The 11,814-nt window shown below is 51.3% G+C and carries 7 protein-coding genes; 2 read left to right on the forward strand and 5 right to left on the reverse strand.

What is annotated here, in order from left to right:
• Positions 1 to 65: 65 nt before the first annotated feature.
• Positions 66 to 1,223: a glycosyltransferase family 4 protein gene (locus NSU14_RS20100; RefSeq protein ID WP_340947010.1), complete on the forward strand. Its 1,158-nt coding sequence runs from the start codon at positions 66 to 68 to the stop codon at positions 1,221 to 1,223.
• Between the two features lie 195 nt (positions 1,224 to 1,418).
• Positions 1,419 to 2,813 (forward strand): helix-turn-helix domain-containing protein, encoded by a 1,395-nt coding sequence (locus tag NSU14_RS20105; protein ID WP_336101282.1) that lies wholly within the window; start codon positions 1,419 to 1,421, stop codon positions 2,811 to 2,813.
• Positions 2,814 to 3,227: 414 nt separating this feature from the next.
• On the opposite strand, the gene NSU14_RS20110 is transcribed toward NSU14_RS20105, so the two are convergent.
• The 5 genes from NSU14_RS20110 to NSU14_RS20130 all read right to left on the reverse strand — a co-directional run bounded on the left by NSU14_RS20110 (position 3,228) and on the right by NSU14_RS20130 (position 11,751).
• Entirely contained in the window at positions 3,228 to 3,629 is a 402-nt protein-coding gene (locus tag NSU14_RS20110; RefSeq protein WP_042135528.1) for a MerR family transcriptional regulator, read from the reverse strand.
• 177 nt (positions 3,630 to 3,806) lie between these two features.
• Entirely contained in the window at positions 3,807 to 4,820 is a 1,014-nt protein-coding gene (locus NSU14_RS20115; RefSeq protein ID WP_076242796.1) for an SDR family NAD(P)-dependent oxidoreductase, read from the reverse strand.
• Between the two features lie 1,092 nt (positions 4,821 to 5,912).
• Positions 5,913 to 7,007 (reverse strand): response regulator, encoded by a 1,095-nt coding sequence (locus NSU14_RS20120; protein ID WP_340947017.1) that lies wholly within the window; start codon positions 7,005 to 7,007, stop codon positions 5,913 to 5,915.
• Positions 7,008 to 10,994, reverse strand: coding sequence for a PAS domain S-box protein (locus tag NSU14_RS20125; RefSeq protein ID WP_340947018.1), 3,987 nt, complete (start codon positions 10,992 to 10,994; stop codon positions 7,008 to 7,010).
• 190 nt (positions 10,995 to 11,184) lie between these two features.
• Positions 11,185 to 11,751: a GNAT family N-acetyltransferase gene (locus tag NSU14_RS20130; RefSeq protein WP_340947019.1), complete on the reverse strand. Its 567-nt coding sequence runs from the start codon at positions 11,749 to 11,751 to the stop codon at positions 11,185 to 11,187.
• Positions 11,752 to 11,814: the final 63 nt, after the last annotated feature.

Below are 11,814 nucleotides of genomic sequence, written 5' to 3' on the forward strand. Positions count from 1 at the left end.
GGTTGATCTCCATGAAATATTCGCCTGCTAAGCTCAAGGCAACAAGAATACAGGGAGGGATTCCGATGCGTCTGGCTCTATTCACGGACACGTTTCTTCCGCAGACCAATGGTGTGGCCCGCACGCTTAGCCGGTTAACCGGCCATTTGCACCGCAGGGGGATTGAGCATCTGTTGTTTACCCCTAAATCCGCACCGGAGAGCAGCTACCCAGATCCTGTCCGCCCCATCGCCAGCATCCCGTTTTTTCTGTATCCCGAGTGCAGGCTGGCCTTGCCGGGCATGTCCTCTATTCAAAGTGAGCTAACGGCCTTCGCCCCTGATCTGATCCATCTGGCCACCCCCTTCAACATCGGCTTATCCGGCCTCCGCTATGCCCGCAAACAGCAGCTCCCTCATGTCGCCTCCTACCACACCCACTTCGACCGTTACCTGGAATATTACAAAATGAGAAGAATTGTCCCGCTCTACTGGAAATATATGAAGTGGTTTCACCGTTCCTGCGATGCTGTGCTGGCCCCTTCCCAGGAGACATTAGCCTCGCTGCGCGCAGAGGGCTTCATGAGACTGCGCCTGTGGTCCAGAGGCGTCGACTGCACTCTCTATTCCCCTGAGAAACGAAGTGAAGAGTTGCGGGAGCGGTATGGTATGCGCGCGCCTCTGGTTATGCTCTATGTCGGGAGGATTGCCCCGGAAAAAGATATCGCCACCCTGCTGCTCGCCATGCAGCTTCTGCCGGAATCCGTACGCTCCGGTGTGCAGCTGCTGATTGTCGGAGACGGGCCGCTCCTGCCTGAGCTCAGATCACAGGCACCGGACAACGTAACCTTTACCGGTGCGAAGCATGGCGAAGAGCTGGCGGAGCTGTACGCTTCAGCCGACCTGTTTGTCTTCCCTTCCTGCACGGAAACCTTCGGCAATGTCGTGCTTGAAGCCATGGCTTCGGGGCTGCCGGTCATCGCCGCAGATGCTGGCGGCACCAGGGATCTGGTCGTTCCCGGTGTCACCGGGAATCCGTTCGAACCCCGTAATCCGGCAGCGCTGGCACGCGGGATTAGTATCCTAGCCGCCCAGCATGCACTGCGGGCGTCTATGGGCCGGGAAGGGCGGCGCCTCGCGCTCGGACGTTCCTGGGAGCATATTTTCGACGGATTGATCAAGGATTACGAAGAGGTGATCGAGAGCCGGAAGAGCAAAGGAGGGGCGGGTATTTTCACTGCCTAGTCCAGCTTCGGAAGCTAAGCATCTCTTACCACCATCTGCAATAATTCGGGAGAGCGTTCCTGTTACATTGGGGATGCTTTTTCCTGTTGTTCACTGTTTCTACCAATCACACTCTTGACCGGTGGTATAATGGCGCATATTATACACTTATAACATTAAGGACCTAAATTATGGTATTGGATTGGTGGTGTTTCTTTGGAGCCTGCAGCCACGATTCGCAGTCATTTAGAGGCTTATCTCTCTGCACAGCATATGTCCATTAATCAATTCTCCATACAGACCGGCATTAATTCGGGAACGCTCAGCCGTTTGCTTAACGGCCAGCAGCCGATCGCCATGAGTCATTTGGAATTGATTACCCGGGGGATGGGAGTACCGGAGGACCATTTCTATAGTTTGTATGTGGACGAATGCTTCTATCATTCAGCACCAACCTGGCGGCGACTGCGCCCGTTCATTCTGAGTTCAGCAGCGCTTGGGCGGCTTGACTGTATTGAACTTGTGGTTAGGAATCTGCTCGACAATTTAATCTATGCACCCATGCTGTTTGAAGTGGCCGAAGGCTTATTTCAGGAGGGCCAATGGCAGGCAGCAGCGGTTCTGTACAAGAATGTGAGTGCAAGTGAGAAGTATCAGCATTCCGAACGGCTTGCTATATGCCAATACCGCTTATTCCGCATTTCCATTGGTGACAGCCAAGTCCTCAATCTGCAGGCGGCTCTTCTTTTTGAATGCTATATTGAGCGGTTAGAGGTAGCGGATCAGCTGGATGGGCTGAAACACCTGATGCATGTCTATTATTCACTGCACAAGTGGGACAAGGTAGATGAGCTGGCACTGGAGATGCTCCGTTTGGCTACGCTCAGCTACAATTTCCAGCATCCCTCCGGCCGCAAGGACAGAAGCGAGAAAGCTCCTGAGAAACCGTTATACTTCTACATTCTATATTCCTATCTTATGCGCTCCAGTGTGCAGGAAGAGTATGGGGACTATACAGCGGCTCTGAATCTTATTCCACAATATATGGAGGCAGACTGGATACAGGAAGACAGTGATGAGGTCCGGGAGACGTTAGCTCAATTTAAGCTTTGGGGAACGGCAAACACCCACCTCTACCGTGTAATGGCCGGGCAATATGAGGGGCTGCAGGATTATGTAGACTATATCTCTAACCACGAGGGGCAGGTTTTTACAGCTGTCTATAATATTATTAAATCAGCAAACCGCTACGGATGGAATATAGATTACATTCTTGCCAGGTTTTCCAAGCATGTTCCTTATGAACCTTACAACTCCGGCTTCGGCAAATATAATCATCAGATTATTGCAGACCAGCATGCCAGATTTCTCACTGAGCTAGCCATGTATAATCTGCACAACAAACGGCACGATGGAATTAGCGTAATACTCAAAAGTTTGGAATCATCCGTTAGAATCAATAATGAAAGCCTAATCATTAAATGTGTGAATTTGTTTGAGCAGCACCGGCATGAGGCCAGCGAAGAAGAGCAAGTGCAGTATAAATTTCTAATCAGAGAGGTGCAGGATCCAAATGACCAAAAAGTTCATCATGTTTCTAACTTCGTTTAGTCTGCTACTTGTAATTATTTTACCGGTTGGAGGTATCGGATTCACAACAGATCTTAATAGCTCCCAATTAATTTCTACTATGGGTCATGGTGCGGGTGAGGGTTAGGTCTGTATATATTTGAATATTATTATTAAGAAAATAGTATAACGATACTCCTAAGATGCTCCCGGACCCGGGAGCGTCTTTTTTGCGGAAATAGACTTAAATTTGAAGTATAGTGGAACTGCCAGCAACTAATCAACCGGCGGAGCTCGTTCTGACACCCCTCCTATCCGCGCGGACTTCCCATTCGACTCGCATTACGCGGAAGTGAACGGCCACCGTCTCCACTATATTGACAAGAGCAGCCGCTGGCAGTAGGTGAAGCTATATTTGACTGGATTCAGAAGCTCGATGCCCTATAAAAGCTAGGCTCAGCACAATCCCATAGGGTTACCTGCATCGGGGTCCGGCTGGCCTTTCAGGATTGTCTCATACCGTGACAGCTTCATATTTACCGCTGTAAAAGCCCGGTCCAGCTCCTCCTGTCTGCGCTGAAGCTCGAGCTTGTGGGCTTCCAGAATTGCTTGCCTTTCGGGTATCGTGGAATCTCCTTCTGCGGCTAGGTTAACGATCTGCTTCAGTCCGGCCACTGGCATTCCTGTGGCCCGGAAGCAGGTCATAAGCGAGATCCAGTCCAGATCACCCTGTTCAAAAACACGGTTCCCCTGCCCGTCCCTCTGTAGAGAAGGCAGCAGCCCTTCTTTCTCATAATAGCGGATGGTATGGGCGGGGAGCCCCAGCTTGGCCGCAGCTTCTTTGATCAATATACTCAAAGCAGTCACTTCCCTCAGATCACGGCAGTGATCAAGTTTTTCTTATAGTATAGGGGTAAAAATGCACTTTAAGTCAAGCTGAGCGTTTGAGTACCTGGGTGCCCTGAGCCAGCGTTGTGCTTCCCCTAGCTTCTCAACTGCGGATCGTCCGCTGAATTCCTGCAGCAGAATATCCGCTTAAATCGCGAATCCCACTCCCGTCAGCTTCTCGCTGAGCGTCCACAGCTGCTCCGCATTCTCCCGGTCTACCGCCCAGGGCCATACCCCGGAGCCTTGCACACTGCCAGCCGGGACAGCTTCGGACACATCAACATCCTCACAGTAGACTCCCCCCATACCTGCCAGTTGTTCACTTACTGCGCACCAGATGCCGGTTGCCGCGCCCTGCTCCACTGTCTTCATCCGGTCTGCTCCGGCACTGCCAGCCGGCTGTTCATGCTTCACATCCTGCGCCTCCGGGACCGGCTTGACGCCAAGCTCTTCCGCTTCCAAGAAACGCCCGATGCCGGAGGATGGAATTAATCCCGGGTGCACTGCAAAGGCCCGGATTCCCTGACCCTTAGCCTTCTCATCCAATGCTATGGCGAACAGCACATTTGCCGTCTTCGACTGGGCATAGGCGGTCCATTTGTCATATTCACGGTGGATGAAATTAGGATCGTCCAGATCGACACCGCCCAGGCGGTGTGCCCGCGATGTTACGGATACAACGCGGGCATTGCCTGCCTGCTTCAATGCCGGCAGGAGCCTGGCCGTAAGCTGGAAATGCCCCAGATGGTTGGTGGCAAACTGGGATTCATAGCCCCGGGTATCCCGCGCCAGCGGTGCAGCCATAATGCCGGCACTGTTAACCAGTATATGCAGCGGCCGTCCTGAATCCAGGAAACGCCGGGCGAAGCTGTCGATGGAAGCAGGGTCCATGAGATCAAGGGCTTCAAGCTCCAGACGCGGAATTCCGGCGACTGCAGCCTTGGCCTTGTCCGGTGTCCGTGCCGGTACAATGACTGTAGCTCCGGCACCGGCGAGTACACGTGCAGTTTCCAGGCCAATGCCGGAATATCCGCCGGTTACGATGGCTATTTTTCCGCTCAAATCGAGGTTGCCGATTACTTGTTCCGCCGTAGTCCCGGCACCAAAACTGCTCCCAATCGGAGCTTGGGGTGTTGCGCTGCTATTTATATACTTGTGCATAGTTGTACCTCCTAAGTAAAGTTTCTTTCCAGGCGCATGGCCGGCTACCCGCTCTACATAACTAATAGGAACCGACAAACTCACCTGCCTCAGCGCCTTCGCCTTCATGAACCATCATAATCCTTAAAGTGCACTTTAAAGCAAGCATTCATTTATCCCCTACATTTCCGCCTCCAGCCCTCTCCCCCCAAGATAACGGTGCTTAATCTCCAAAGTAATAACAAAATCGCCCGGAGGACGAATCAAGCGGCACCTCAAAAGTAAAATAACTCGGCTCATCTACCCTATCGTCGGCACATTGTATTCGGTTTTTCGCATACATTCGGCTCATCTACTCTACCATTGGCACATTGTATTCGGTTTTTCGCATACATTCGGCTCATCTACTCTACCATTGGCACATTGTATTCGGTTTTTCGCATACATTCGGCTCATCTACCTTACCATTGGCACATTGTATTCGGTTTTTCGCATACATTCGGCTCATCTCCACTACCATTGGCACATTGTATTCGGTTTTTCGCATACATTCGGCTCGTCTACTCTACCATTGGCACATTGTATTCGGTTTTTCGCATACATTCGGCTCGTCTACTCTACCATTGGCACATTGTATTCGGTTTTTCGCATACATTCGGCTCGTCTACTCTACCATTGGCACATTGTATTCGGTTTTTCGCATACATTCGGCTCATCTCCACTACCATTGGCACATTGTATTCGGTTTTTCGCATACATTCGGCTCGTCTCCACTCTCGTTCTCTTAAGCCCAATCAAGGCGTACGAAGCAGCAGATTGTACCCAGGGTCGGATGCTCCAAATCGCTTCTAAAAAAAAGACCCTCCTCCACCCCATAAGGGATGGAAAAAGATCTTTATTGCTTATTGCTTATTGCTTATTGCCTTTTGCTTATTTCATACCGCCAACCTACACATACGAAGCCAGCGCCCCCTCAAAATAAACAATCTGCGCAATCCGTATATGCAGCGGACGGTCCTCCAGATTGATCTGTATAACTTTAAAATATCAGTAATTTCTATGTCGGGTGATCCGGTTCTATTCGCTATTCACTATTCGCCAATCCACGACCGGTCATCCTGCCAGCTCGCTGGTATACCGCTCGGCGATTTCCTTGAATTTATGCTTGTTCTTCATGAATACCTTCACGATATCAGGATCGAAATGTATTCCGGCATCGCCTACTATAATACCGACCGCCTCCTCATGCGTCATTGCATCTTTATATACCCGCTTGCTCGTAAGCGCATCGTAGACATCGGCTACCGCCATCAGCCGGGCTGACAGGGGAATCTGTTCACCGGCAATCTGCTCGGGATATCCGGTCCCGTTCCATTTCTCATGATGGGAATAGACAATTTCCTTGGCGAAGCGCAGAAAAGTCTCCGGCTTGTCCATAAGCCGTTCTGCCCGCAGAATGGCTTCCCTGCCGAGTGTCGTGTGCGTCTTCATCACTTCGAATTCCTCGCGGGTCAGCGCCCCCGGCTTCAGGAGGATGTGGTCAGGAATGCCCACCTTGCCGATATCATGCAGCGGCGCGGAAGTCACAATCAGGTTAATATGCTCCGGACTCAGCACCTCCGCATATTTTCCCGTCCGGCTTAGCTGGGTGGCCAGCTCTTCAATGTAGAGCTTCGTCCGTTGAATGTGATTGCCGGTCTCCGAGTCACGCATTTCGGCAAGCGCGGCCATCGCCATAACCGAGACTTCCTGGATGAGCGAGATTTCCTTAATCCGCCGGGAGATCTCCGCCTCAAGGAACTCATTCTTGTCCGCAAGGAAATCCTTGGATTGCTTCAGGGTGAGATGCGTTTTGACACGGGATAGCAGAATCGGCGAACTGATCGGTTTCGTAATATAATCTACCGCCCCCAGATCAAATCCCAGATTCTCATCCTCCACCTCTTCCTTAGCCGTCAAAAATATTACCGGAACCTCTCTCAGCTCCCCGTCTTCCTTAAGCCGGCGGCAGGTCTCGTAGCCATCCATAACCGGCATCATAATATCCAGCAGGATCAGATCAGGAGGTGAGGCTTTGGCCACCTGTAATGCTTTTTCCCCGTTGATGGCTACCTTTACTTTGTATTGCTCCTTAAGCAGCCCGCTGAGAAGTGAGATATTGTCCGGCGTGTCGTCAACTACCAGGATTACAGGTCTAGTGTCCAGCATTTATATCAACCTCTGTTCATAATTACTTTCTTGTATTACCGTTTCAATCATTTCTATGGCGGCCTCATATTCGAACCGGTTCAGACAGTCAGCCAGCTGAACCAGCTGCTCTGGCTGCATATATCCTGCAAGCTGGCTACGCACCGAAATGAAATAATCAACGGCTTCGCTGTCACTGTCCATCAGCATTCCGAGCAGCTTCCCGGCCATAGGAGCCAGCGGCTGTGCAACCGATTCCGGATCAAGCTCAGCCATCAGGGCGGCAGAAGGCTCGTCAGACCCCCATTGCCCGCGAATCGCTGTACAGCTCTCCAGCACAGCCGCCTCCAGCCTCAGCACCAGCGCCTCAAGCTTCTCAGGCTGCTCATGATAATTCGGCATTCTGCCCAGCGAATCGGCAAGCTTCTGCACTTCTTTTACCCCCAGGTTCCCGGCAACTCCCTTCAGACTATGAGCCAGCATATACACGGCTTCCTCATCCCCCTGCTTAATGAAGCTGCGGAGCTTCCGGGCGGTATCGCGCTGGCTCTCTGAATATTTCAGCAATAGCTGTATATATAAAGCCTCATTATTTCCGACACGTCTAAGGCCGTTCTCCGTATCAATACCCTCTATGCGGAATCCGGAAGTCCCTTGCGCCTCCTGCGGACGGCCGTGCTCACATTCATCGTAATCCGGCTGCTCCTCCCTGGAAGCATCCGATGTCCACCTGCTGATCTTGGCAAAAAGGATATCCGGATCGACCGGCTTCGCCACATGGCCGTTCATACCTGCCGTGAAGCTTCGTTCCCGCTCCTCCTGCATGGTCCTAGCGGTCATGGCAATGATCGGCAGCTCAGCTTCTGCGGCCCTAATCCTCCGCGCCGCTTCGAACCCGTCCATGACCGGCATCTGCAGATCCATCAGCACCAGCTGATAAGGCTGATCCGCGGACATCTCCTCAATCTTCTGCACGGCTTCCGCTCCGTTGCCGGCAATGTCGATGATCATTCCCTGGCTCAGCAGCAGTTCTTCCGCAATCTGCTGATTAATCTCGTTATCCTCCACCAGCAGTACCCGTACACCGGACAGGCCGTAATCCTTGTCCTTCACACCAGTTGCTTCATCTCTCATTGCCCTTGCCCCTGAGTCTTGCACAGCAGAAATTCCGAACCAGGCGGTGAAGGCGAAGGTACTCCCTTGCCCTTCCTCACTCTCGACCCACAGGCTGCCGCCCATAATCTCCACCAGCTTCCGGCTGATGGCCAGACCCAGTCCTGTGCCCCCGAACCTTCTTGTAGTAGAGCTGTCCGCCTGCGTGAACGCCTGGAACAGCTTTCCTTCACTCTCCTTGCTCATGCCGATCCCTGTATCCCGCACACTGAATTTAAGCTTCGTCATGCTGTCGATCATGCTGATTCTTTCTACCAGAATAACCACTTCACCCTTCTCGGTGAATTTAACGGCATTGCTCAGAAGGTTGGTAAGAATCTGCCCCAGCCGCAACGGGTCGCCGCTGAGCTGGCGCGGAACATCCGGAGGGAGCTGAACGGACATCTGCAGCCCCTTGTCCAGTGCAGTCTGTCCTGAGATATCCACCACATTCCCGATCACATCCGGGAGCTCAAAATCAATATTCTCCAGCTCCAGCTTCCCCGACTCCACCTTGGAGAAATCGAGGATTTCATTAATAATACCGAGCAGTGAGGTTCCGGCATTATGAATCTTGGAGATATAGTCACTTTGCCTGGGGTCCAGCTCTGTCTTCAGCGCCAGATAAGCCATCCCGATAATGGCATTCATCGGCGTCCGGATCTCATGGCTCATATTCGCCAGGAACTGCGATTTGGCAGCTGTCGCCTCTTCCGCCAGATTAAGCGCGGATTTCAGCTCCTCCTCCTTGCGCTTCACTTCAGTGATATCCTCGGACACACTAAGGAGATAGAGGGGCTTCCCCTCTGCATCCAGAATCGGCACCTTCGAAGCCAGCACGTATTTCAGATTGCAGAGCTCGGCATCATCCGTAACAATCTCAATCTCGCTGAAGAGCCTGCCCGTCTCAAGCACCTTCCGGTCACTGCCGTTCAGCTTGCCCGCCAGCTCTTCAGGGTACAAATCGTAATTATCCTTGCCTTCCATCTCCTGCGGAGTCATACCGAGGAAGGAAGCTCCCGCCTGATTTGCCTTGAATATCTTCAAGGATTGCGCATCCTTGACGTTAATCATGACCGGAATATGGTTAATAATCGCATCCAGGAAATTGCGGCTGTTGAGCAGCTCCTTCTCTTTATGCTTCAGATCACTGATATCTGTCAGAATCCCCAGGTACCCGCCCACTGTGCCGTCAGACAACCGGTAAGCAGACAGGGAATAGAGAATATCATGCTCTTCCCCGGTGGCGAAGTTGCGCTGGATCTGCCGGGTCGCCGGCAGTCCGCTGGCCGTCACTTCATCCTTCATCTCACTCAGAATTCCGAAGCCCTCCCGCGAGAGATGCGGCAGCCGGCTCATCGGAGTTCCCGTAAAGACCCTGCGGGATACCTGGAACGCTTCCTCATAGGCCGTATTACAGCCGAGAAAGTTCCCTTCGGCATCCATATAGAATAGCGGATGCGGTAAAGTATCCACCAGCTGGGAGGTGAAATACAGCTGGTCCGACAGCTCTTTTTTGATCCGCTTATATTCCGAGACGTTCTCCTTAATGCCCACATAATGCGTGGTCTGGCCCCGTTCATTCTTAATAGAAGAGATAATGACGGCTTCCGTGTACTCTTCCCCGCTCTTCTTACGGTTAATGAATTCCCCTTGCCATTTGCCTTCAAGTATCAGCGTCTCCCACATATTCCGGTACGTTTCAGCCTGGTTCTTGTCCGACCTCAGAATCGACGGTTTATTGCCGACGGCCTCCTCCTTGGAATAACCGGTAACTTCCGTGAAATAAGGGTTTATGTATTCGATGAGGCTATCCATATCGGTGATTACTATAGACAATGGGGATTGTTCAACCACATCCATGTACAGCCGAAGCTTCTCGCTGTACTCCCTTTCGGTGTCCAGCAATTTTCTCGTATAGGCGATCTGTTTGGCATACAGCCGGACGATGAAATAAGCCATGATAATGATGGTGAAATATAGAAACACATATACAGAGAATCCTTTGAGTATAAAAATCAGTGCCGGATACGCCATGAACAGCACTCCGCTCTTCAAGGTCCGGCTTTCCGTTACGGGCTGGGGTTCGGCAAGCCCTTGCTCCGCTTGTATCGGATACTGGCGCACCAGAATCCAGCTTGCGGCTATGCACACAATGGATAATTTATAGAGTCCGTCTATGAGGTAGCCGGACATAATCCCATTATTCAGCGCCTGGACCAGATCCACGGAGGATACCAGGGCAATGGAGGCAATCAGCAGCTTGAAGCCCGTTGTACGGTATTCCCGCTTCATGTACACCCAGATCAGCATCAGTGAGGCCAGGGTCAGCAGGGGGGCCAGCAGATAGAAGAAGAGGATCAGGGTACGGTAATTCATATCCGCCAAACGGAATGACCCGTCCTGAAAAAAAACAAACCAGATACTGCCCACAATGCATTCCAGCGTTGTGATCTGATCCCACAGCACCTGTAATTTATTGATGCCCTGTCTGAAGATTCCATACATCTGCAGGACTGCAACAAGAATAATCGTTCTTGTAACCGAATAGAGCGTAAGTGCGGTAAGGGTAAAAGTTGACGTGTCGTCAGCTGAGAAATGGAAGCCGTATAACCCTGTCAGCAGCAGTGCATCACAGATCACCCACAGGAAGAACCCGTAACTGATCAGCCGGAAGGGCCTTCTCAGCAGCGCGGGAGGCGGTCCGGATATCCGGTAATACAGACAGGCCAGCATAGGCGCTATGACTGTGACGATTCCAAACATCAGATGATTATCCAGCAGCACTGCTGCCAAATAGGCAACAATGTAGACGGCCAATCCTCCTAACCATGTGTTGGCTTTATGTGTATCCATCTGACGTTACCACCCTTGCCTCAATCAATTTATCATTCTGCAAAAGAAATCTGCGCTTATCTATTCTATACGCAGATGTCATCGTAGCTCTACTCTTTTTTTCGACATTGTTCAGCAAAAAATTTAGCCCTTCCTGTACTCCAAAGGGGAGACAAAAAGGGCTGAGACAAATAATACTATTCATTTACTTTTAATTGGATCTTTTCAGATAATAATCGCTATAGCCAAAGCTTCCGTTCAGCTCTAAGCGGTGGTACCCCTCCTGACGCAGCACACGAATCCGCCGTTCTGCCTGCGGCACTACTTTGGTCACAATCCCGCTGAATTCAAACCATTCACGGAAACGTTCTCCTGCTAGAGAGATAAGCTCGCACAAGTTCTCTTCTGTCTCATAGCGTGAGGCCAAATCCAGCCGCAATACGCCTGTACTCTGCTCATCCCCGTCCACTCCGCTTCTGCAGAAAAATTCAACGGTCCCTGCAGTTGTGCCCGCTAATTTATCCACAACACTGAAGCGTATATAGGCTCTTTTCTCATATTCCCCGAGCCATACCCCGATAATATTCTGCATATCCTTCAGGGTGTTCAACCGGAAATCTGAGCGGCAATTGTCACTGTTAAACAGCAGGCTGGCTTCAGGGTCACTGTAACAGCCCAATAAATCCTCTGCATCCTTCAGTTGTACCTGTCTGAGCCGGAACCGCTTGGTTTCACACACCGGACTGGTTACGTAAGGATCTGATATTTCTATTTTCATGCTAAGCTCTCCTTATGATATGGAATAAATCCATTATAGAGGGCTATATTAGACAGCATTATG

The sequence above is a fragment of the Paenibacillus sp. FSL R10-2771 genome (assembly GCF_038000205.1).
Lineage (GTDB): Bacteria > Bacillota > Bacilli > Paenibacillales > Paenibacillaceae > Paenibacillus_AQ > Paenibacillus_AQ phytohabitans.

Bases quoted from the DNA above. Each gene is read 5' to 3' on its own strand.
- NSU14_RS20100 (WP_340947010.1), top strand. From the start codon at position 66: ATGCGTCTGGCTCTATTCACGGACACGTTTCTTCCGCAGACCAATGGT.
- NSU14_RS20115 (WP_076242796.1), bottom strand. From the start codon at position 4,820: ATGCACAAGTATATAAATAGCAGCGCAACACCCCAAGCTCCGATTGGG.
- NSU14_RS20120 (WP_340947017.1), bottom strand. From the start codon at position 7,007: ATGCTGGACACTAGACCTGTAATCCTGGTAGTTGACGACACGCCGGAC.
- NSU14_RS20125 (WP_340947018.1), bottom strand. From the start codon at position 10,994: ATGGATACACATAAAGCCAACACATGGTTAGGAGGATTGGCCGTCTAC.
- NSU14_RS20130 (WP_340947019.1), bottom strand. From the start codon at position 11,751: ATGAAAATAGAAATATCAGATCCTTACGTAACCAGTCCGGTGTGTGAA.